This window comes from Petroclostridium sp. X23 (genome assembly GCF_030013905.1).
In the GTDB taxonomy this organism is placed as follows: domain Bacteria; phylum Bacillota; class Clostridia; order SK-Y3; family SK-Y3; genus X23.
This window is the reverse complement of the sequence record NZ_CP124862.1, coordinates 3,002,903-3,025,010: the sequence shown is the minus strand read 5'-3', so window position 1 is coordinate 3,025,010 and position 22,108 is coordinate 3,002,903. Positions and strand designations below refer to the sequence as shown.

Here is a 22,108-nt window from a genome sequence, read left to right as displayed (position 1 = left end):
TCGGCACTTTTGTTGATATTATGAATTATATACAATTTCTTCGATGAAGTCAATAATAAAAATTATATAGAATCATGAATATTTTCAAAAGGTAGGTAGGATGTTTGGATAACTTGGCGTAGATTTCAGATAGTAATACTTTGGAGTATAGAGCATTTAATCTCGTATCATATATATGAAATGAACAAAAAAATATGACTAGTAACAATAATGTTGTATAAATGTTCTAAAAAAAATAAAAATTCGATTGACATGATAATATCTTTGGTGATATACTACAGGCATAAGGTCATTTGACAGACAAATAGACAAGGCACAAAAGAACAAATAGACTCAGATTTTTAGAAATCTTTCAAGAGATTATGAAGAAGTCGGATTTTATTACATTATTTAGAAGTACTTCTTCACAGTTTCATTACATTCTTTTTACTACTAATAGAATATAAAATATTAATATGAGTAGGTCGGCACAAAAATATTGATATTTGATGTATCTGTAACAGTAATCCGTATCTAACTATCTAACACCCAAATAAGTTGTTTTGGTAGACCAGAAAATATCTTAGCGTAGACTCCCATAACCCAATTTTCTTTTTGTAGTTTTAATTCAATTTTATTAAAAAAATTTTGAGAAATGAGTTTAATACGAGGTTTTAAGGCTTATGGGCCTTAAAATAGAGGTGTTTGCAAATAATGTTTGTAAATATCAAAATGTTACTTTATTTAAGGAGGAACAGAATATGAAAAAATGTATTGCAATGCTGTTAGTTGTATTGGTGAGTATTACTATGTTTGCTGGGTGTGCATCTAAGCCAGCACTGGAACCGTCAAATTCAGGCGATAGTCAAAAAGCCACAGAAGCGCCAAAGGCTAGTGGAGAAAAAACAGGTAAGACAATTACCATAAAGGTTGCCCATGGTGCACCGGAAGATCATTCAAGTCATGCAGGATGGATAAAATTCAAAGAAGTAGTTGAAGCAGAATCAAAAGGAACTATGGCAGTTGAGATCTATCCTAACCAGCAATTGGGTGGAGATAGAGAGATTATGGAAGGATGCCAGTTGGGGAATATAACCGCAGGCCAGTCTTCATCTGCACCGGTAGCCAGTTTCGAGCCAAGCTTTTTTGTTTTGGATATTCCCTTCTTATTTAAAAGCAGACAACAAGTTTATGAGATTCTAGATGGTGAGGCAGGTAAGGCTCTTCTTAAGAATCTCGAAGCCAAAAAACTTAAAGGGTTAGGGTTCTCTGAAAACGGTTTTAGAAATCTAACCACAAGCAGTGTTGCAGTAAGAAAGCCTGAAGATTTAAAAGGCATGAAAGTTAGAACAATGGAAAATGCCATACATATTGCTACATGGAAGCTGCTTGGTGCAAATCCTACTCCTATAGCTTTTGGGGAACTCTTTACAGCATTGCAGCAAAAGACCATCGATGGGCAGGAAAATCCTTTTGAACTTATATATAGTACTAAATTGCATGAGGTTCAAAAATATGCCATTGATACGCAACATATCTACTCTCCACTCGTAATAGTAATGAATATTGATTTTTACAATGGTTTATCGGAAGAAAATAAAAAAATCGTTGACAAAGCAGCAAAAGAATCTATTGAACTTCAAAGAAGTATTGCTGCTGAGAATGAGCAGAAGGCAAAAGAAAAGATAAAAGAAAAAATTGAAGTTATAGAATTAACTGATGCTGAAAGAGATGCTTTCAGACAAATGACCAAGCCTGTTATTGAAGATGTAAAAGCTAAGGCTGGAACTGAAATTGTTGACATTTTCCTCAATGCTACCAAATAATAGCAGGCTGTCTTATTGAGTTACATGAATGAAAACACATAAAATTATTTTAATTTTTTAGAGTAATAAGGTTTTAAAATTCCTCCTGTTTATGGATATGATACTTGCAAAACAAGTTAGATAAACAGGAGGAAATACATTATAAACTGTTGGGAGAGGCTGTGAGTGAGGGTAGCGCATTACTTCTAATTATGTTGTCAGTATGGAGGAGTATTTTATGAAAGTATTAAAGTATTTGAATGAGCGCATAGAAGAAATTATGCTTGTTGGCTTATTAGGTTCTATGGCTGGCATAATAGGTATTCAGGTATTTATGCGGTATGTGATGAGAAATTCCCTTTCGTGGTCGGAAGAGATAGCAAGATATATGTTTGTCTGGCTTGTATATATAGGTATAAGCTATGGTGTTAAGAAAAAAGCTCACATAAAGGTTGAAGCGGCATTAATGATTTTGCCGGAGAAAATGAAAACCGTGGTATTTTTTATATCGGACTTTTTGTTCTTGTTTTTTGCGACATTTATCACATATAAAAGTTATGAAATGTGTGCACTTATTAACGAATTAGACCAAGTATCTCCCGCGATGGGCATAAAGATGGCATTTGTATATATGGCCCTGCCTGTGGGATATGCCCTTATTTCATTACGACTCATACAAAATATTATTGAGAGAATTAACGCTGTAAGGAAAGGAGAATTGAAATGATATCATTAATACTATTCGGATCTTTTGTCGTTTTCCTGATTTTAAATGTTCCAATTGGAGTAGCGTTAGGTCTCTCCTCAATGGTCACAATATTCTATGGTGGTAAGCTGAATATATCATTTATGACGCAAAGCTTGGTAACATCTGTTGACTCCTTTCCTTTAATGGCAGTCCCGTTTTTTATTCTTGCAGGAGAGATTATGGGGAGGGGCGGGATTTCAAGCCGGCTCTTAAAAACCGCAAAGCTGGTTTGTGGTAAATATACGGGAGGTTTGGCTCTTGTTACGGTAGTCACATGCATGTTTTTTGCGGCGATATCGGGTTCGGGTCCTGCAACTGTTGCTGCCATAGGGGGACTTATGGTTCCTTCAATGATCGAAAAGGGTTATAATAAAGGGTTTGCTGCAAGTATTATTGCCTCAGCGGGAGGGATAGGCGTTATTATACCTCCTAGTATTCCTATGGTTATATATTGTGTTTCTACCGGTGTTTCAATAAGTACAATATTTATTGCCGGATTTATACCAGGCGTACTCATTGGGGTAGCGCTTATGATATGGAGCTGGTATTACGCAAAGAAAAATGGGTATACAGGCGACAGTGAAAAGTATACACTCAAGGAAAAGTGGGCAGTTGTTAACGATGCGAAATGGTCTTTACTTGTGCCTGTCATTATTTTAGGCGGGATATATGGTGGGATCTTTACACCTACAGAGGCTGCTGCTGTTGCTGTAATTTATGGACTTGTGATTGGTGTATTTGTCTACAGAGATATAAAATTACCCGATATAGCTGATATATTAATTAAATCTTCTCTGGTTACGGCGACCTGTATGATTATATTAGGTACGGCCACCACGTTTGGAAGACTTTTGACAGTGGAACAAATTCCTGTAAAATTGGCCAATGCAATTATAGCTTTCACTGACAGCAAAATTGTAATACTTTTATTGATTAATATACTGCTGCTGTTTGTGGGTTGTTTTATGGAAACACTTGCGGCAATCATCATATTAGCACCTATTCTGCTCCCGGTTGTCACAGCGGTAGGAGTTGATCCGGTTCATTTCGGCATTATTATGATAGTGAATCTGGCTATAGGTTTTATTACTCCTCCTCTAGGAGTAAATTTATTTGTTACATGTGGTATTGCCAAGCTATCTCTTGAAGAGATTTCCAAAGCTATTATTAAGCCGTTGGGTATATTGATAGTGGTACTTTTGCTTATTACATATATACCGGCTATATCATTAGCCTTACCAGGTCTGCTGGTACCATAATAAAATCATACCTATTTAAGGAGGATATTCAAAATGGATAGTAAAGAATATGTGAAAAGTCTTATAGCTAAAGCAAAGATTGCGCAGCAAAAGTATGAGCAATTCAACCAAGCCGAAGTAGATGTGGTGGTAAGAGAAATTGCAAAAGTAGTTTTTGATAATGCTGTCGAACTTGCAAGAATGGCAGCTGACGAAACAAGGATGGGTGTATTTGAAGATAAAATTAAAAAAAATCAAGGAAAAGCAAAAATCCTTTGGCATAGCCTAAAACCTAAAAAATCGGTAGGGATTATCAATAGAAATGAAGAAACCGGTATTGTTGAAATCGCAAAGCCTGTAGGTGTTGTAGGAGCTGTGACACCTTGTACCAATCCTATTGTTACGCCTATGTGTAATGCGATGTTTGCTTTGAAAGGAAGAAATGCAATCATTATCGCACCCCATCCGAGAGCAAAAAGATGTGGTAAATATACCGTTGAATTATTCAATAAAGCCCTAGAAAAATATAATGTTCCGGAAAACTTAATTCAAATCATTGAAGAACCTTCTGTAGAACTAACCAATGAGTTAATGAAGGCTGTGGATGTTGTTGTTGCTACAGGCGGTATGGGTATGGTGAAGGCTGCATACAGCAGCGGAAAACCGGCTTATGGCGTTGGTGCAGGCAATGTGCAGTGTATCGTAGACAGAGATGTAGAGCTTAAAGAGGCGGTACCTAAGATTATAGCCGGAAGAATTTTTGATAATGGTATTATCTGTTCAGGGGAACAGACTGTGATTGCCCCGGAAGAAGACTACGATAAAATTATTGAAGAATTTAAAATGAATGGCGCTTACTATATTGATGATAAAGATGAAAAAGAGGCATTAAGAAAAGTGCTTTTTGTAGATGGTATTATGAACAAAGATGTTGTGGGACAATCGGTACAAAAGATCGCTGAGATGGCAAATCTTGATATTCCCAAAGATACAAAAGTGATTTTAGTTGAAGCAGATGGCATAGGTACGGAAGATATTTTGTGTAAGGAAAAAATGTGTCCTGTGATTGCTGCTTTTAGATATAAAGAATTCTCGGAAGCGGTAAGTATTGCCCAAGCGAACCTGGACGTAGAGGGAAAAGGGCATTCTGTTTGTATACACTCAAATAATACGGCAAATATTGAATACGCTGGAGTGAATCTCACGATAAGCAGACTGTTAGTGAATCAGATTTGCGCAACTTCCAACGGAGGAAGTTTCTTTAATGGACTTGCGCCTACAACCACACTTGGCTGCGGATCATGGGGCAACAATAGTGTTTCAGAAAATGTGGATTATAAACATTTTATTAATGTGTCTCGTATAGGATATTTTATAAAAGATGCCAAAGTGCCTGGTGATGAAGAGTTATGGGGTGAATAATCTATGAAGCTTACAGAATATAAGGCAAGAGAGTTGTTTGTAAAGTGTGGACTTCCAAGTCCGCAAGGAGTTGTAATCGACTGCTTGGACGGACTCAAAGAGAAAATTAAGGATATGCAGTATCCCGTAGTGGTCAAAGCCCAAGTACAGGTTGGAGGCAGAGGGAAAGCAGGAGGTGTAAAATTTGCCGACAATTCCGATGAAGCAGTTGGTATTTGCGAAACCATGCTGCACAGTGACCTGAAAGGATTTAAAGTAAATCAAATATTAATTATACATATGACTGAAGCGATACAAGAGTGTTATATCAGTTTTACCCTTGATCGTTTAAATAAAGTACCTATGCTGATCTTCAGTTCCCAGGGGGGGGTTGATATTGAAGAAACGGCTAAAACCAATCCTGAGAAAATTGCGAAAATACTTATTGATCCTTTAGTAGGGGTAAAAGATTATACCATCCGGTATATCCTAAATAAAGGGAAACTGGGTATGGAATACTTTGATCAGATGAGTATGATTGTCAATAACTTATATAAAGTATTTACGAATTACGATTGTATGCTTGCCGAAATCAATCCCCTGTTTGTTACTCCTGAAAAGAATCTTGTTGCAGGAGATGGTAAAGTCACCATTGATGATAGTGCGCTATATAGAATGCCGGATATGTTAGCGTTTAGAGATTCTTTGCCGGAAGAGGAATTGGTACTGGAAGCAAGGAAACATCGGTTCCTATATATTCCGATTGTAGAAGGCGGAGACATTGCGGTAATGAGTAATGGGTCAGGCATGTTAATGTCCTGTATTGATCTGATATCAAAAGAAGAAATGACGGTAGGAGCAGCGTTGGACCTTGGTGGGGGAGCTACTGCCGATAGAATAAAAGAAGCGATTAGAATTGTATTGTCCAATCAAAACATCAAAACGCTGTTTGTGAGCATATTTGGTGGAATCACTCGGTGTGATGAAGTGGCAGGCGGAGTAAAGCTAGCGATGGAAGCCCAATCTTCGAATAAGACCGTTATTGTACGTATGGAAGGTACAAATAAAGAAACAGGATTAGAAATTATAAAAGGTGTGGAAGGTGATGTTGTTTCGGTAAACAGTATCCGAGAAGGGGTCAGTGCACTGGTAGAAAGGAGGAATGCAAGATGAGCATACTGGTAGATCAAGATATGAGACTGATTGTACAAGGGATTACAGGTAGGGAAGGTAGATTTCATACTGAACAGATGCTGGATTACGGAACCAATATTGTTGCGGGAGTAACCCCGGGAAAAGGCGGAGAAACCGTATTTGGCGTACCGGTTTTTGATACGGTAAAAGAAGCGATGGAAGCGACCAATGCGAATGCTACCGTTATTTTCGTACCTGCGAAAGCTACGGCGGCCAGTGCATATGAAGCGATGGACGCAGGCATACCGCTGATTATGACAATCGCAGAACACGTACCTGTCCATGATATGATGGGTGTTTATCATATGGCTAAGAAAAAAGGATGCCGGGTGATTGGCCCTAACTCGTTCGGAATCATTTCTCCCGGCAAAGCGAAAGCAGGATTTATGGCGCATAAGATTTTTATGCCCGGGAATGTGGGGCTTATGTCAAGAAGTGCTACCAACTGTTATGAAACGGTATTTATGATGACCAATAAAGGGATTGGTCAATCGACTTGTGTGGGAGTGGGCGGTGATATGATTCCAGGTTCCACTTTTGTGGATATCTTACCGTTTTTTCAACAAGATCCTGAGACAAAAGCCATTGTGATGATTGGTGAAATCGGAGGGAATGAAGAAGAGCTTGCAGCGGAATATATCAAGAAATACATAACTAAATCGGTGGTTGCGCTTGTGGCCGGAAAGAATGCGCCAAAGGAAAGAAGCATGGGCCATGCCGGGGCGATTGTATCTCCTGATGGAACCGGAAGCGCGGAAAACAAGGAGAAATGTCTGAAAGAAGCAGGCGTTTATATCGCAGAAAGTACCCAACACATTGTTGAAATACTTGAAGAAATACTCTGAGAATGGTTGGTGTATAGATAGAAAAATATGAAAACCCTTTTCGAAAAGAGGTGAATTTTATGAAATACAAGCTGGGATTCGGCAAGGATATGCTGGGGATTGAGATTGATGATAAAGATCTATTGGGTGTGATGCAGCCGAATGATGTCAAGATAGAAACCTCAGAGATAGAAGAAGTAAGACGCGCTGTAAGACAGCCGATTGACTCGAATAGACTTAAAGACATTGTGAAACCCGGGGAAAAGGTCGTGATTATTACAAGTGATATTACGCGTCCCATGCCGAGTAAAAAGGTGCTGCCTGAAATATTAAACGAGTTGTATGATGCGGGAATATCGAAGAAAGATATAAAAATCGTTTTTGGAATGGGATCTCACCGCAAGCATACGGAGCAAGAACAGCGCTATCTTGTAGGTGATGAAATATATGAGCAGATTGAATGTCTGGATAGTGATGTAGATGATTGTGTATTTATGGGAGAAACATCTTTCGGCACGCCGGTGAATATTTTCAGACCGGTAGCGGAGGCCGATAGACGAATATGTCTCGGTAATATAGAATATCACTATTTTGCAGGATACAGCGGCGGAGCAAAAGCGATTATGCCGGGTGTTTCCAATAGAGAAGCCATCCAGGCAAATCACAGTAAGATGGTGATGGCGGAGGCTAAGGCGGGAGAAATGCTGAGCAATCCTGTACGGCAGGACATTGATGAAGTAGCAAAGTTTGTGTCCATAGATTTCATATTAAATGTAATTTTAGACGAACATAAGACCATTATTAAAGCGGTTGCAGGACATCATATAGCTGCGCATCGGGAAGGTTGCGAATTTCTTGACAAGCTCTACAAGGTGCAGATTGCACAGCAAGCAGATATTGTGATCGTTTCACCCGGAGGATACCCGAAAGACATTAATCTCTATCAAGCGCAGAAAGCACTTGATAATTCAAAGCATGCGGTAAAGGACGGCGGCGTTGTCATTTTGGTGGCAAGCTGTAAAGAAGGACTTGGGGAACACGTATTTGAAAAGTGGATGCTCGGCGCACAATCATCTGAAGAAATGATTGAAAAGATACAGCAACATTTTGAACTTGGAGGTCATAAAGCAGCTGCCATTGCAATGATTTTGGAGAAGTGTGATATTTATCTTGTATCCGACCTGGATGCCGAATTCGTTAAAAAGCTTTTTATGAAACCGTTCAAAGACATTGAAAGAGCATATAATGAAGCAATTAAAAAAACAGGTATTAGCAGTAAAGTATATTTAATGCCTTACGGCGGGTCTACACTTCCTGTATTAATTCCATGATTTAAATAAATGTTTAAACAGAGGTGCGTTTATGAAAGCGTTAGTAAAACAATGCAGAGGAGCAGATGGTGTTGCTCTTACACAAGTACCTGAACCAATACCTCAAAAGAACGAAATAAAGATCAAGGTATATGCAATAGGAATCTGTGGTACGGATATCCATATCATGAGGGATGAGTTTGACAGTAACCCTCCGGTTACAATGGGGCATGAGTATAGTGGTATTGTATATGAAGTAGGGGAAGATGTAAAAGATTTCAAACCTGGTGACAGAGTAGTTTCACTCACTACTGTAATCTCGTGTGGACAATGCAATTACTGTCATGCAGGATTATTTATGTTGTGCGAGAGCAGACTTGCGATTGGTTGCGGTATTAATGGAGCATTTGCTGAATATCTTGTTATACCTGCGGATAAAGCATTCAAAATACCCGATGAAGTATCTTTAGAAGAAGCTGCACTATGTGAGCCACTTGCCTGTGTCGTAAGAAGTGTGATAGAAAGAGCTACCGTAAAGGCAGGAGATTATGTATATGTATCCGGACCTGGTACAATAGGTCAATTAACAATGCAAGCGGCAATTGCAAGCGGGGGTAAGGTAGTTGTCGGAGGCACTTCCATTGATGGTGAAAGGCTGGCTTTGGCGTCAAAATTAGGGGCATTTGAAACCATGTTGGTGAATAAGGAAGATATATTCATACGCACTAAAGAAATAACCAATGGATATGGGTTTGATGTAGCTTTCGAATGTGCAGGAGTTGCACAATCAGCGGATACATGCATCAGATTATTGAAGAAGACCGGTCTATATGCTCAAGTTGGATTATATGGGGAGAAAATCATGTTTGACCATGACCTGGCGTTGAAAAAAGAAATTACTATGACAAATAGTTTCACGTCAACTAGAACATCTTGGGAAAGAGCATTAAGAATGCTAAAATATGGTCAGATAAATATGAAACCGTTAATTAGTGCCAGATTGCCGATAGAAGAGTGGAAAAAAGGATTTGATATGGTTATCAATAAAACAGGATATAAGATTCTACTTTTACCCGATGATGAAAGGCAATAGAAACAATTTAATTGATGCGTTGATTAAACATTCGATATGTGATAGAATCAAACGCAGCATATCGTATTAGGAGTTGGGTATTTAATATGATGGAACCTGTGAAAAAGAAAAGAGTCTATGAAGATATTGTACAACAGTTTCTACAAAAGATAGAAAGCGGTGAGCTTACAGTAGGTGACAAAATTCCGACCGAACTCGAGCTTGTGGAGCAGTTGGGCGTGAGTCGCACCTCTATCCGTGAAGCCCTGCGTGCTATGGAGTTGATTGGCATTGTAGAGTCTAAGGTGGGTGGAGGAACCTATGTTAAACATTTAAGCATGGACAAAGCGTTCTTGAATCTTGCGAGAGTAGTGACAAAAGACGAAAAGTTTATTCTTGATATGTTTGATGTGCGTATTTTGCTGGAAACTTACAGTGCCCGTCTTGCTGCTAAAAATAGAACAGACCAGCATCTATTAGCTTTGAGGCAATCGATTGAGACTTTGAAAGAGGATATCAAAAATAACGGCTTCGGTTTGGCAGCTGACAGCTTGTTTCACAAAACCGTTGCGGAGGCGGCCGACAACAGTGCTCTTATAAGCATATTAACACTGTGCTCGGAATTGCTTAGCTCCTCAATCGAGCTAGCCAACGCATATGTTAATGCGCTGGATATAGTTTCTGAGCACGAGGAGATGTATAACGCAATTGAACAGCGTAACGAAAAGCTGGCCGAAAAGCTGATGCGCTCACACATCAAGCGGGCATATGACAGAACGAAATTTATTGTTACAAATACCTGAGTTTTTTATATAGATAAAATGATGACTATCTTGATTTATAGCAAATAGGTATATCACTGTATCCTTGTAGTGATATACCTATTTGTTTTTTAGTGTTGGTAATGAGTGCTACTGCATATACTTATATTTTTTCAGATGTTTTCATTATCCACTATTAGGAGTATAATATAATAAAAAAACGATATCATGCAAGGGTGTATATATGATTAAAGTTAAGGAAGCGATCATTGTAGAAGGAACTTATGATAAAATCAAGTTAGATCAGATGGTGGATGCTACCATCATCATAACCGGAGGATTCAGTATATTTAAGGATAATACTAAGATAGAACTTATTCGGAAGCTGGCAGAGAAAACGGGAATTGTAGTTCTAACAGACTCGGATCGTGCAGGCTTTCTTATTAGAAATTATATTAAGCAGTGTGTTCCGGCTCAGTTTGTAAAACATGCATACATACCTGATATTAAGGGGAAAGAAAAGAGAAAGACCATTCCTGGAAAAGAGGGACTATTAGGGGTAGAAGGTGTAAATAATGCACTTATTCTAAAAGCGTTAAAAAATGCAGGATGTATTATTGTTGATGAAAGTAGAACTGATATACAGGAGAAAAAGATTCTTCGAACAGACTTATATGAAGACGGATTTATTGGAAGTCCAAACAGCAGTGACTTAAGACAAAAATTAACCAGATATCTGAACTTGCCTTCGCGGATTTCTACAAATGCACTGTTAGACGTTTTAAATACATTGTATGGTTATAAGAAGTATAAGGAGATCATTGATTGTGACGATTGGAAAAAAAGTACCGAGAAGACCCCGTAAACTGAATATACTAAAACTGAAGCTATGTGAAATTAGAAAGCTGAGTATTAGAAATTGGATAACATCCTTATTAAAAATTGCATATATCAGAAAACTTGTACTTTTTCAAGTAGTAAAAGTTAGGTTGTCCAAGCAAAGCGTAAAACAAGTTAGAAAGATGAAAGTTAAAAACCTGGAAATAAAATCTATAAGGATATTGCAGCTCACTATGAGCAATACGGTGATAAAGAGTAACATGGATTTTTAAAGCTATAAAGGAAGCTCATAACAAAGAAAAAGATTAAGCATGGTGTGTAATGAAACCATACTTAATCTTTTTTATCTTATAGTTGCTTTATGCATAGAAAGCATGATCACCAATCTTGCTCACATATGTTTTGTTATTTACAATCCAGGTACCTTTAGAGAGGCTTGGGTTAAAGAAATAGGTAGCACTGCCAACCGGTCTTTCACCATTTAGAGCAGCTTTTGCAGCATTAATACTTTCCAGGTCAGGAGTATTATAGATGGTACCATTTTCAACAGGACTAAACATAGGGATTCCTTTGTAGTATTCAAAGATTACTCCTTTTACAGTGTTAGGGAACAGGGAGGACTTCACTCTATTAAGCACTACATTTCCTACGGCTACCTTACCTGTATAGGATTCACCCTTTGCTTCAGCTTCAATAATTCTTGACAGCCAATAAAGGTCTTGATCGGTATAATTATTTACGGCAGAAGCATTAGATATAGTAGCAGTATTGTTGTTATAAAGCGCATTTAATGTATTACGTCCCGCTATGCCGTCTACCGCAAGTCCACTATTGCGTTGGAACGACATTACGGCATTTTTAGTGATAGAGCCGTAATATCCTGTTACCGCATGCTGGAACAAGCGTCTGCCTTTTAATGTTTGCTGTAATCTGGTTACCTCATTACCGGAGCTTCCTACTTTTAATAAAGTAGAGTTGCTTGAGGTAGTACCGGAATACAGTTTTCCCAGTGTTTGAGAACCGGCAATGCCATCAACCGCAAGTCCGTTGCTGCGTTGAAACGCTGTCACGGCATTTTTAGTGATAGAGCCGTAATATCCTGTTACAATATAAGAATAATAACCTTTGCTCTTCAAAGTTTGCTGTAATTTTGAAACTTCACTGCCTTGTGAACCTACTTTTAGCAGCTCGGCAGCAAAAGCGTTGGATGACAGCATTAATGCAGCGGCTGTCACAAATGTACAAGCTGCTAACTTTATTGATAATTTCATTATAAACACTCCTTCCGTTTCTATGTGCTTTCGGAGTTAGCTGGCGGGTTTGGTAAAGAAGGTATACCTACTACATAAAAATGTAGATTCACCCCGATAAATTGGTTCCTCCGTACCCCACATTGCTTGAAAATCGGGTATTATTATTCCGTCATTCCTTAGTGGAGATTCAGCAAAGTGTATCAGTAATATGACAATGATGGTATTATAAATTATATAGATCTAAACGTCAAAGTAGAAGGTTACATAATTATGTTCGTGAGAGGTAAAATATATAATATAGGTGATATAATCTAGTATTTTTATAGATTTTATAGATAATGGTGGTCAATACCATTAAATTCCGTAATACTTTTTTAATATTTTTGTAATAAGTGGGGAGTGAGGAGTGGATAGTGGGGAAAATGATATATAAAGAATAGTGAAAGTGGATGGTGGGTAGTGGGATGTATATTCACTTTCCACTACCACTTTCCACAATTGTTTTGCCTCGTTACTCTCTTATGCCACGATGTTCAACAAGATCTATTGTACCTAGAACGATGTGAGCTAAGCCAAATCCGGTTACACCCCATCCGATAAGCGGATTCACACTACGTAACGCAAGTCCGCCAACAGTTACAGCGCTTCCTAATACCGTTGGAATTAATCCTTCACGTACTTTCATCAAAAAACCTCCTTAATGAGATTTCATTTATAGCATGTCACGTTCAAAATGACTTTATGCAAACCAAATACTGCCCAAAGCATAATGAAGATAATATAGATACTTATTAAAAACAAAAAAGCAGCATAATGCGTTAGCAAATATTAAAAAAAGAGATTGATAGCTGATTATAATAGGTAATGGAATTGTGGATAAACTATAATTATTGCAATTGAAAATCTACAAATGTATGGAGGTAGTTATGGATAAAAAAATAAAAAAAATAGGGATATTAACAGGCGGTGGTGATTGTCCGGGACTAAATGCTGTTATTAGAGCAGCCACAAGAACTGCAATATTAAAATATGGTCTGGAAGTGGTGGGTTTCAAAAACGGATATAGAGGATTATATTTAGGGCAAACCGTAAAGCTGGATATGGAAGCGATATCAGGCATACTTCCGAAAGGCGGAACAATTCTCTATAGTTCAAATAAGGATAATTTGTTTAAATATCCTTTTATTGAAGATGGAAAAACTGTTTATCGCGATGTATCGGATGTAGGAATGAAAAATATACAGGATGCAGGGATTGACGCAATGATTATCATCGGTGGTGATGGTACTTTGACTAGTGGAAGAGATTTTGCGCGAAAAGGTATAAATGTCATAGGGGTTCCGAAGACCATTGATAACGACCTCGCATCTACCGATGTTACTTTTGGATTTGATACTGCAGTTGCGGTAGCTACTGAGGCGTTGGATAGACTGCATACTACAGCCGAATCTCATCATAGAATTATGGTATTGGAAGTAATGGGCAGGTATGCGGGATGGATTGCTTTAGAAGCGGGTATTGCAGGAGGAGCAGATGCCATTTTGATCCCCGAAATACCCTATGATATTGAAAAAGTAGCAGAAAAAATTAATGATAGAAGACATCATGATAAAGATTTTAGTATCGTAGTGGTAGCAGAAGGAGCCAAGTCTAAGGATGGAGAGATGATTGTCAGCAAAGTAGTGGAAAATAGTCCAGACCCAATTCGGCTCGGAGGAATAGGGGCGAAGATAGCCAGCGATCTTGAAAAAATTGCAGAGCTGGAAGCAAGAGCAACTATTTTAGGGCATCTCCAAAGAGGAGGGACTCCAACAGCTTATGACAGGATATTATCTACACGGTATGGGATGAAAGCAGTAGAATTGATTATGGAAGAAAAGTTTGGTAATATGGTTACATTAAAAGGCAATGATATGGCATATGATTCTTTGGAAAATGTCATCGGTAAGATAAAGAATGTCAATCCTCAAGGAGAATTGGTAACAACAGCGAAAAATATAGGCATATCGTTTGGGGAATGATATTTTGGTTCACAGTTCACGGTTCACAGCAAAAAATCCGTGAACTGTCATTGATATGGGGGTATGTATATGATAGAAGCGGTTGAAAAGAGATATAATGTTTATTCTGAGTATTTAAAAAATAAGTATGGTGAGAAAGTATATAAGCTTCCTGTAAATCTTTCTGTGACGTGTCCTAATAGGGACGGAACGGTAGGCTGCGGAGGGTGTACTTTTTGCGGAGAAGAAGGAGCTGGGTTTGAAAATCTATCTAACCGGTTATCGGTAAAACAGCAAATTGAAACCAATATGAAATATATACAAGAGAAGTACAATGTACATAAGTTTATAGCTTATTTTCAAAATTTTTCTAATACGTATTTGCCTTTGGATGCTTTTAAAGCCTATATTTTAGAAGCATGCGTTCCTGAAATTGCAGAAATTGCTATTTCTACACGGCCGGACTGTATTAATGATAGCTATCTTGAATTTCTGGATGATGTGAGAAAGGAATATAAGATTGAGATTAGTATTGAGTTGGGGCTCCAAACGGTTAACTATCACACGCTAAAGAAAATCAACCGGGGGCATTCGCTGGCAGAGTTCATTGATGCAGTTACAAGAATTCATCATTATTCGTTTGATATCTGCGTACATCTTATACTTAATTTACCCTGGGATACTATGGATGATGTGATAGAAAATGCAAAGATAGTATCTGCACTAGGTATAAAACAGGTGAAGCTTCATTCGCTTTATATGGTTAAGAACACAGTGATGGGAGATCTGTACCGGAAAGGTGAGATAAATATTATCCTGGTTGAGGAATATGTGGATAGAGTGATTGTTTTTTTAGAATATCTCAATCCCGCAATTACTATCCAACGTCTTATCGGAAGGGCACCTGAAGAAAATACGCTATTTGTAAATTGGAATATGAGCTGGTGGAAGATCCGGGATATGATTGAGGCCGAAATGGAGCGCAAAGATAGTTATCAAGGCAAAAAATTCGACTATTTGAATGGTAAGGCGGTAAAGAAGTGGGGGAGTGGGGAGTGAGGAGAAATACATAAGGAGTGGGGCGTGGTTTTTATTCCTCACTCCCCACTCCCCACTAATCACTAAAAATCTAACTTTTCACTTATAAATTGTTCTAACTCCTCTATCTTAATTCTAACTTGGTCCATCGTATCTCTGTTTCTTACAGTTACGCTCTTATCTTCCAGAGAGTCAAAATCAAAAGTGATGCAGAAAGGAGTACCGATCTCGTCTTGTCTTCTGTACCTTTTACCGATACTGCCGGCCTCATCATATTCGCACATATATTTCTTTGATAGCTGCTCATAAACCTTGTATGCTTCATCACCCAGTTTTTTGGATAAAGGAAGTACAGCAGCCTTAAAAGGTGCCAGCGCAGGATGAAGATGCAGTACCACACGGGAGTCTCCGCCTTCTAAAGATTCCTCATCATAGGCGTCTACCAGGAATGCAAGAGTCACGCGGTCTGCGCCGAGAGACGGTTCGATACAATATGGAACATATCTCTCATTGGTAGACGGATCAAGATAATCCAGCGTTTCACCCGAATGCCCGCTGTGCTGTTTCAAATCGAAATCGGTTCTGTCTGCGATACCCCATAATTCGCCCCAACCGAACGGGAACATGAATTCTATATCGGTAGTAGCATTACTGTAGTGGGAGAGCTCTTCGGCACTATGATCTCTCAGCTTTATATTTTTTTCGTTAATGCCGAGATTAAGCAGCCAGTTTTTGCAGTATTCTTTCCAATAGTTAAACCATTCTAGATCTTCACCGGGTTTACAGAAGAATTCAAGTTCCATTTGCTCGAACTCTCTTGTTCTGAAAGTAAAGTTGCCGGGAGTGATTTCATTTCTGAAAGATTTTCCAATCTGACCTACGCCGAAAGGAATCTTCTTTCTTGAAGTCCGTTGGATGTTTTTGAAGTTTACAAAAATACCCTGTGCCGTTTCGGGACGAAGGAAGATCTCCGCTTTTGAATCTTCCGTTACGCCTTGGAAGGTTTTAAACATCAAGTTGAATTTTCTGATATCAGTAAAGTTTTTTGCGCCACATTTCGGACACGCGATATCATTTCCTTTGATATATTCAAGCATTTTCTCATTGTTCCAGCCATCAACAGCCACCGGTTCACCTTTTTCCTTCGCGGTATCCTCGATGAGCTTATCGGCCCGATAACGCGCTTTACATTCTTTGCAGTCCATCAACGGATCGCTAAAGCCGCCCACGTGTCCGGAAGCTACCCAGGTTTGAGGATTCATAAGGATAGCGGAATCCAATCCCACATTGTAGGGTGATTCCTGTATGAATTTCTTCCACCAGGCTCTTTTTACATTGTTCTTAAATTCTACCCCTAACGGACCGTAGTCCCAGGTATTAGCTAAACCTCCGTATATTTCTGAACCGGAATACACAAAGCCTCTTCCTTTACAAAGAGCAACGATTTTTTCCATAGATTTTTCAGTGTTCTTCATAGATTAATTACCTCCCTCAAATGTTTGGAAATATAGATTATAAAAAATAAAAACCCTTCATCCTTTAGTGATTATACACTAAGGGACGAAAGGTTATTCTTCCGCGGTTCCACCCTTATTGGCAAAATGCCCTCTTCATCGGTTATGTACTCCCAGGCTCCTTTCACATAAGTATATTCCCAGGCTCGCACTATTCCCAGGTCGCTGGTAATATTGACTTCTGTTACTCTTCCTAATCATTGTACATTTCATTATATACAATAATATAATATCAAAACCTATTGTTTTGTCAAGGAGTAAATCATCTATGCTGCTGCATATTTCAATCTGCTATTGAAGTTTCAGATAATAAATGTTATAATTTACATATAATGTAAAATATAACTGGGGGGTGATGGTCATGAAAAGATTTATATGTGCTATGATTGTTTTAATTCTTTCAAGTCCTTTGGGGATATACAATGGAAAAGCTATGAGTCCCTACCGGTATAAAATTATGTTTAGCAAAGATGACAGGGCTGCACAGAATATTTACATAATGGGCGATGATGGCACTAATAAAGTTCGTGTTTCCGGTGAAGGCGGATACAGTCCTATTATCTCATATGACGGTAAGCTGATGGTGTATCGCATTGGAAGTTACAGACAGCATGAAAACATTTTTGTGGATTTTAAAAAGAAAGAGATTACGAGAATACTGGATTCAAATGCGTATATCCATAGTATCTCTCCAAATAATGATAGTGTGCTGTATACGCGTTATGCGGATGCGGATAAATATGACAAGCGGCAATTATATATATCGGATATAGATGGTTCTAATGAGACCAAGCTGATTTCCGGCGCTGATATTTGGGAAGCAAGTTTCTCACCAGCAGGGGATAAGGTAGCATATATAAAAGAGGGATACTTATTTGTGTTGGACCTGAGCACACAAGAACATATCCAAATGACCAATAAGGCTCCCTGTGATAGTATTAGCTGGTCTTCCGATGGCAACAAAATCTTCTGCTGTGGTCCGAATTATGAAATCATGTCAATCACAGAAGACGATAAGAATACGGAGGTAATATTTCATGATGATGAAATATTATCTACAAAACCCCAGATATCACCCGATAGTAAATACATTGTATTTTTAAATGAAAAAGATAGGCAAATTTACCGTGTTAAATCCGATGGAACATCACTGACAAAGCTTACGGAAAGTATGGCTGCTGATCATCCGGTATGGATAAAAGCAGTAGACAACAGGAATTATCAGGTTCAGGATGATATGATTATTCCTTCTCTATTGGATTAAGACTTATCAATGTTTTAGACCTATTTATATGATCGCATAATACCAGCGTAGCAAACGGCCCCTGTATCGTTCGGAAAAACTTCTTACTTTTGATAATATAGAATAAATACTAAGATAATATTACATTATTCGACAAAAAATATTCAACATGATGTTTGAGTATGATAAAATATATTATCAAAGGTTTTAGGGGGAGATGCTGTGGCGGGATTATTTAAAAGTAAGATATTTCTTCGGCACTTCTTAGGGTCTGTTACATTAATATGCTTCACATTTGTCATTATTTCTTTTGTCTTACTTACAGTGACACGTATATCATTAGAAAAGCAGCAGCTCTATACAGCGGAGAACTACCGAATTCAGGCTTCTAAAGCAATAACTGATTGGCTTACGTCTACAGATCTTCACTTGAAAAGTCAAGCAGCATATATTGCGCTATTGGAAGAAGAGAAGATAGGATCTGATGAGGTTGCAGAGATCATCAAAAATGAAATAGCAGTAAATGATAATTTGCTGGATATATTGATATTAAACCAAGAGGGGGAAGTGGTAAATTCTGTTGATGGACCGAAAAATAAGTATACATTGCCCGATCGACTGTATTTCATCAATGGAATGAAAGGAGAGGCTACAATTACCGGTTTTTATAAGGGAGCCAAAACCGGAATTCCTATCATGGCAATCGGACATCCCATTTTTATAGATGGTAAACCCAAATATGTTATAGCCGGAATTATTGGGCTGGAAAGAATAAAAGAGCTGGTGGAAAATCAGAACTTCGGGTATTGGGGACAGGCTTATTTGGTAGACCCACAGGGAAGGTTTATTACCGATAGCCGATTTATTGAGGAATATGTCAAAGGAATTGGAGATAAGGAAAAATATATCGTATATTCAAAAGCAGTACAAGAAGTATTGACAAAAAAGGAAGGTACCGGTATTTACAATGATTTTTTGGGACAGCGTGTTTTTGGGTCATATCAGTGGTTTGAACAGCTTCAAGTAGGGTTGATTGTTGAATTCGGTGCTGAGAGGGCAATGGCACCTGTAAGTGAGTTATTAAGAGTAATAGGACTACTTAGTATAGCAGTTGCAGTCATAGGGATATGTATGGCTTTTATTTTCAGCAAGCAGCTCGTGCGTCCTATTAATCATCTTGTTGATGCGACTGAAGATATCATTCGGCAGAATTATAATAAGAAGATTGAATTTGCAACGGGAACAGAGTTGGATATGCTGGCCGATCGTTTTAACAGCATGCAGTCTGCTATTCGATGCCGGGAGGATAGATTAAAAGAATTAAGTATGAAAGATGGATTGACTGGAATCTATAATCATGCCCTGCTCATTGAACTTTTTGAAAAAGAGTTCGAAAACTGTAATGAAACGGGTAAGAATATCTCTTTTATAATGCTGGATATTGATTATTTTAAGAAAATTAATGATACCTATGGGCATGTAGCGGGAGATATTGTATTAAAGGAATTTGCTTCAATGCTAAAGGAGTGCATGCGTGATATTGGTATTGTTGGGCGATATGGAGGAGAGGAATTCAGTATTGTAATGCCGGAGGCCGATAGTAAAGATGTTATTGAGGTATGCGAGACGATTCGTCAGAAAATTGAAGGAAATATTTTTAATGCTGCAGGAACAATCATAAATGCAACTACCAGTATAGGGATTTGTCATAAAGAAGCGCAACAAAAGTCAATAAACTCGGAAGATATGATTAAGATGGCAGATAATGCGTTATACATGGCGAAGGGAAATGGGAGAAATAGGGTGGAAGTGTATCGAGTGAATAGTGAATAATTAATAATGTACAATGTACAATGGACAATATATAGGAGGATGTGAAAAAGTCGAATTTAGCACTCAGAAGGGCAAGACTTAGGGACTGGGCTGCTGTCAGGCCTGGTTTTTGGCCGGACTGCGGCCCTGTCCCTATGTGTTGCCCTGACCGATGAGGCACTAAAAAATCATGTTATTTTCTTAAATTTCATACAATACTAGTGTTAATACGTATGTTGAGATGGTATGTTGTACCAGGGCGGTAAAACCACATTAATGATTAATTAGAAGAAAGGGTGGGTGGAAATATGGCAGATATTATTGATTACAAGATCTATGGCGATGACATGCAAATGGTGGAGATAGAATTAGACCCAGGAGAGGGTGTAAGAGCTGAAGCCGGTGCAATGATGTATTTGGAAAACGGTATTGAGATGCAGACTTCTACTGACGGGGGCATGTTTAAAGGTCTGAAACGTATGATTACAGGGGAGAGTTTCTTTATTACAACTTTTTATAATACCGGAAATGGAAAGCGCCATGCGGCATTTGCGGCGCCGTATCCCGGCAAGGTCATTCCTCTTGATTTAGGCATGGTGGGGGGATCATTCTTGTGCCAAAAGGATTCTTTTTTATGTGCCGCAAAAGGGATTGAAGTAGAAGTTGCTTTTACAAAGAGGATAGGAGCCGGATTCTTCGGTGGAGAAGGGTTTATATTACAAAGGCTTGAAGGCAATGGAATGGCATTTATACATGCCGGTGGAACCATTATCAAAAAGGAATTGACTCATGGTGAGACCCTGCGTGTAGACACGGGATGTCTGGTGGCGTTTTCACCCTCAGTGGATTACGATATCCAATTTGTAGGAGGCTTTAAGAATGCCTTGTTTGGTGGCGAAGGGCTCTTCCTTGCACGACTGACCGGACCAGGAACGGTATATTTGCAGAGCCTTCCGTTCTCGCGTCTTGCTGACCGTCTTACAGCTGCAGCGCGTTTTCAAAACCGGGGTGAGGTAAGAGGTGCCGGAGGCATCGGAGGAGATATATTGGGCGGATTATTTGGCGGAGATCGGTGATCAATGATAATGTCATTACACTGCAACGGGAGGTATTATAATGGAAAAAAACCTTGAATGCCTAAGGTGTAAAGAAGGGATGAAATATCTGAAAGAATACCGATTTGATTCTCAGGATAATAATCGGGGATTGTTTGGTGCGATTTTTGATGTAGAAGAGCATCTGACTTTTAAAGTATATGTATGTCCTAAATGTCGGCATACAGAGTTTTTCTATACCGGAAAGCGTGAAGGTTTTGATGAATGGCTTGACTGGTAAGAATTATAATTCATAGCATATAAAAAGTTCACGGTTTGTTGCTCACAGATAAAAAATATACTGTGAGCAACAAACCGTGAACTATCCTATTAATTTCCCGTGTCAGCTGCCGGAGGAGTGAAAACTCTCTGTGCCAGTTCATCATCCAGCATGTATAAACCGGCGGGGTTATCACTGACTCTTTGAAGCTTTTTAACCACAGCGGTAAATGTAGATATCTCTTCTACTTGCTCATCTATAAACCACTTTAAAAAACTGATAGTGGCATGTTCTTTTTCTTCATTGGCAATATCCATGAGCATATAAATTCTCTTTGTGACAAACTCCTCATGCTTTAAACTTTTTTGGAAAGCATCCAACACGGAACTATAGTTATTATTGGGTTCTTCCAGTCCATGTAGAATGATGCGTTCTCCCATATCATTAAGATAATTGTAGAATTTCATCGCATGAAATCTTTCTTCTTCTACTTGCACTTTGAAGAAGTTGGAAAAGCCGGGTAAGTCTTCAGCATCGCAGTATGCCGCCATTGCCATATATAGATGAGCGGATTCAAGTTCATATTTAATTTGTGTGTTTATTTCCTGTACTAATTTTTCTGATAACATAACACGTAGCCTCCATTTCAATACAGAATACTTTCATGATATATGTTACCACACATCGCGTATATTAAAACAAATTAATAGAAAAGTTTTCGCTGTGATGGGTCGATTGGAAATAAAAATTATTAATAGGACA

At 38.5% G+C, this 22,108-nt stretch carries 20 protein-coding genes and 1 riboswitch; of the genes, 16 read left to right on the top strand and 4 right to left on the bottom strand.

Annotation, left to right across the window (positions count from 1 at the left end):
• Positions 1-740: 740 nt before the first annotated feature.
• The 10 genes from QKW49_RS14355 (at position 741) to QKW49_RS14310 (ending at position 11,197) form a co-directional block, all read left to right on the top strand.
• Positions 741-1,805, top strand: a complete 1,065-nt coding sequence (locus QKW49_RS14355; RefSeq protein WP_282863346.1) for a DctP family TRAP transporter solute-binding subunit — start codon at positions 741-743, stop codon at positions 1,803-1,805.
• A gap of 217 nt (positions 1,806-2,022) precedes the next feature.
• Positions 2,023-2,511, top strand: a complete 489-nt coding sequence (locus QKW49_RS14350) for a TRAP transporter small permease (protein ID WP_282863345.1) — start codon at positions 2,023-2,025, stop codon at positions 2,509-2,511.
• Positions 2,508-3,791, top strand: coding sequence for a TRAP transporter large permease (locus tag QKW49_RS14345; protein WP_282863344.1), 1,284 nt, complete (start codon positions 2,508-2,510; stop codon positions 3,789-3,791). Before QKW49_RS14350 ends, QKW49_RS14345 begins: the two co-directional genes overlap by 4 nt.
• A 33-nt stretch (positions 3,792-3,824) precedes the next feature.
• On the top strand, positions 3,825-5,192 hold the full coding sequence (locus QKW49_RS14340) for an aldehyde dehydrogenase family protein (protein WP_282863343.1): 1,368 nt from the start codon (positions 3,825-3,827) through the stop codon (positions 5,190-5,192).
• Positions 5,193-5,195: 3 nt separating this feature from the next.
• Positions 5,196-6,344 (top strand): ADP-forming succinate--CoA ligase subunit beta, encoded by a 1,149-nt coding sequence (gene sucC, locus QKW49_RS14335; RefSeq protein ID WP_282863342.1) that lies wholly within the window; start codon positions 5,196-5,198, stop codon positions 6,342-6,344.
• Positions 6,341-7,210, top strand: coding sequence for a succinate--CoA ligase subunit alpha (sucD, locus tag QKW49_RS14330; protein WP_282863341.1), 870 nt, complete (start codon positions 6,341-6,343; stop codon positions 7,208-7,210). Before sucC ends, sucD begins: the two co-directional genes overlap by 4 nt.
• A 59-nt stretch (positions 7,211-7,269) precedes the next feature.
• On the top strand, positions 7,270-8,520 hold the full coding sequence (larA, locus tag QKW49_RS14325; protein WP_282863340.1) for a nickel-dependent lactate racemase: 1,251 nt from the start codon (positions 7,270-7,272) through the stop codon (positions 8,518-8,520).
• A 31-nt stretch (positions 8,521-8,551) separates the two neighbouring features.
• A complete protein-coding gene (locus QKW49_RS14320) occupies positions 8,552-9,592 on the top strand; it encodes a zinc-binding dehydrogenase (RefSeq protein ID WP_282863339.1) in 1,041 nt (346 codons plus the stop codon).
• 86 nt (positions 9,593-9,678) lie between these two features.
• Positions 9,679-10,374: a FadR/GntR family transcriptional regulator gene (locus tag QKW49_RS14315; RefSeq protein WP_282863338.1), complete on the top strand. Its 696-nt coding sequence runs from the start codon at positions 9,679-9,681 to the stop codon at positions 10,372-10,374.
• A gap of 202 nt (positions 10,375-10,576) precedes the next feature.
• Complete coding sequence (locus tag QKW49_RS14310; protein WP_282863337.1) at positions 10,577-11,197, top strand: DUF4093 domain-containing protein; 621 nt, start codon at positions 10,577-10,579, stop codon at positions 11,195-11,197.
• A 334-nt stretch (positions 11,198-11,531) separates the two neighbouring features.
• On the opposite strand, the gene QKW49_RS14305 is transcribed toward QKW49_RS14310, so the two are convergent.
• Together QKW49_RS14305 and QKW49_RS14300 are read right to left on the bottom strand one after the other, a co-directional pair.
• Positions 11,532-12,443 (bottom strand): peptidoglycan-binding protein, encoded by a 912-nt coding sequence (locus tag QKW49_RS14305; protein ID WP_282863336.1) that lies wholly within the window; start codon positions 12,441-12,443, stop codon positions 11,532-11,534.
• A gap of 10 nt (positions 12,444-12,453) precedes the next feature.
• A riboswitch (cyclic di-AMP (ydaO/yuaA leader) is annotated at positions 12,454-12,599 on the bottom strand.
• A gap of 337 nt (positions 12,600-12,936) precedes the next feature.
• Positions 12,937-13,110: an asparagine synthase gene (locus QKW49_RS14300; RefSeq protein ID WP_282863335.1), complete on the bottom strand. Its 174-nt coding sequence runs from the start codon at positions 13,108-13,110 to the stop codon at positions 12,937-12,939.
• A gap of 241 nt (positions 13,111-13,351) precedes the next feature.
• Between QKW49_RS14300 and QKW49_RS14295 the strand changes: the two genes are divergently transcribed.
• On the top strand, positions 13,352-14,446 hold the full coding sequence (locus tag QKW49_RS14295; protein WP_282863334.1) for a 6-phosphofructokinase: 1,095 nt from the start codon (positions 13,352-13,354) through the stop codon (positions 14,444-14,446).
• A 69-nt stretch (positions 14,447-14,515) separates the two neighbouring features.
• Positions 14,516-15,484: a TIGR01212 family radical SAM protein gene (locus QKW49_RS14290; protein ID WP_282863333.1), complete on the top strand. Its 969-nt coding sequence runs from the start codon at positions 14,516-14,518 to the stop codon at positions 15,482-15,484.
• A gap of 62 nt (positions 15,485-15,546) precedes the next feature.
• Here the strand turns inward: QKW49_RS14290 and QKW49_RS14285 are convergent, their stop codons facing one another.
• Positions 15,547-16,938, bottom strand: coding sequence for a glycine--tRNA ligase (locus QKW49_RS14285; protein WP_282863332.1), 1,392 nt, complete (start codon positions 16,936-16,938; stop codon positions 15,547-15,549).
• A gap of 400 nt (positions 16,939-17,338) precedes the next feature.
• Between QKW49_RS14285 and QKW49_RS14280 the strand changes: the two genes are divergently transcribed.
• The 4 genes from QKW49_RS14280 (at position 17,339) to QKW49_RS14265 (ending at position 21,367) form a co-directional block, all read left to right on the top strand.
• Positions 17,339-18,241 (top strand): DUF5050 domain-containing protein, encoded by a 903-nt coding sequence (locus QKW49_RS14280; protein ID WP_282863331.1) that lies wholly within the window; start codon positions 17,339-17,341, stop codon positions 18,239-18,241.
• A 201-nt stretch (positions 18,242-18,442) separates the two neighbouring features.
• Positions 18,443-20,053, top strand: coding sequence for a GGDEF domain-containing protein (locus tag QKW49_RS14275; protein ID WP_282863330.1), 1,611 nt, complete (start codon positions 18,443-18,445; stop codon positions 20,051-20,053).
• A 287-nt stretch (positions 20,054-20,340) separates the two neighbouring features.
• A complete protein-coding gene (locus tag QKW49_RS14270; RefSeq protein ID WP_282863329.1) occupies positions 20,341-21,108 on the top strand; it encodes a TIGR00266 family protein in 768 nt (255 codons plus the stop codon).
• Between the two features lie 40 nt (positions 21,109-21,148).
• Complete coding sequence (locus tag QKW49_RS14265; protein WP_282863328.1) at positions 21,149-21,367, top strand: zinc ribbon domain-containing protein; 219 nt, start codon at positions 21,149-21,151, stop codon at positions 21,365-21,367.
• Positions 21,368-21,456: 89 nt separating this feature from the next.
• Here the strand turns inward: QKW49_RS14265 and QKW49_RS14260 are convergent, their stop codons facing one another.
• Complete coding sequence (locus QKW49_RS14260) at positions 21,457-21,975, bottom strand: ferritin (protein WP_282863327.1); 519 nt, start codon at positions 21,973-21,975, stop codon at positions 21,457-21,459.
• Positions 21,976-22,108: the final 133 nt, after the last annotated feature.

Bases quoted from the DNA above. Each gene is read 5' to 3' on its own strand.
- QKW49_RS14355 (WP_282863346.1), top strand. From the start codon at position 741: ATGAAAAAATGTATTGCAATGCTGTTAGTTGTATTGGTGAGTATTACT.
- QKW49_RS14350 (WP_282863345.1), top strand. From the start codon at position 2,023: ATGAAAGTATTAAAGTATTTGAATGAGCGCATAGAAGAAATTATGCTT.
- QKW49_RS14345 (WP_282863344.1), top strand. From the start codon at position 2,508: ATGATATCATTAATACTATTCGGATCTTTTGTCGTTTTCCTGATTTTA.
- QKW49_RS14340 (WP_282863343.1), top strand. From the start codon at position 3,825: ATGGATAGTAAAGAATATGTGAAAAGTCTTATAGCTAAAGCAAAGATT.
- sucC (WP_282863342.1), top strand. From the start codon at position 5,196: ATGAAGCTTACAGAATATAAGGCAAGAGAGTTGTTTGTAAAGTGTGGA.
- sucD (WP_282863341.1), top strand. From the start codon at position 6,341: ATGAGCATACTGGTAGATCAAGATATGAGACTGATTGTACAAGGGATT.
- larA (WP_282863340.1), top strand. From the start codon at position 7,270: ATGAAATACAAGCTGGGATTCGGCAAGGATATGCTGGGGATTGAGATT.
- QKW49_RS14320 (WP_282863339.1), top strand. From the start codon at position 8,552: ATGAAAGCGTTAGTAAAACAATGCAGAGGAGCAGATGGTGTTGCTCTT.
- QKW49_RS14315 (WP_282863338.1), top strand. From the start codon at position 9,679: ATGATGGAACCTGTGAAAAAGAAAAGAGTCTATGAAGATATTGTACAA.
- QKW49_RS14310 (WP_282863337.1), top strand. From the start codon at position 10,577: ATGATTAAAGTTAAGGAAGCGATCATTGTAGAAGGAACTTATGATAAA.
- QKW49_RS14305 (WP_282863336.1), bottom strand. From the start codon at position 12,443: ATGAAATTATCAATAAAGTTAGCAGCTTGTACATTTGTGACAGCCGCT.
- QKW49_RS14300 (WP_282863335.1), bottom strand. From the start codon at position 13,110: ATGAAAGTACGTGAAGGATTAATTCCAACGGTATTAGGAAGCGCTGTA.
- QKW49_RS14295 (WP_282863334.1), top strand. From the start codon at position 13,352: ATGGATAAAAAAATAAAAAAAATAGGGATATTAACAGGCGGTGGTGAT.
- QKW49_RS14290 (WP_282863333.1), top strand. From the start codon at position 14,516: ATGATAGAAGCGGTTGAAAAGAGATATAATGTTTATTCTGAGTATTTA.
- QKW49_RS14285 (WP_282863332.1), bottom strand. From the start codon at position 16,938: ATGAAGAACACTGAAAAATCTATGGAAAAAATCGTTGCTCTTTGTAAA.
- QKW49_RS14280 (WP_282863331.1), top strand. From the start codon at position 17,339: ATGAAAAGATTTATATGTGCTATGATTGTTTTAATTCTTTCAAGTCCT.
- QKW49_RS14270 (WP_282863329.1), top strand. From the start codon at position 20,341: ATGGCAGATATTATTGATTACAAGATCTATGGCGATGACATGCAAATG.
- QKW49_RS14265 (WP_282863328.1), top strand. From the start codon at position 21,149: ATGGAAAAAAACCTTGAATGCCTAAGGTGTAAAGAAGGGATGAAATAT.
- QKW49_RS14260 (WP_282863327.1), bottom strand. From the start codon at position 21,975: ATGTTATCAGAAAAATTAGTACAGGAAATAAACACACAAATTAAATAT.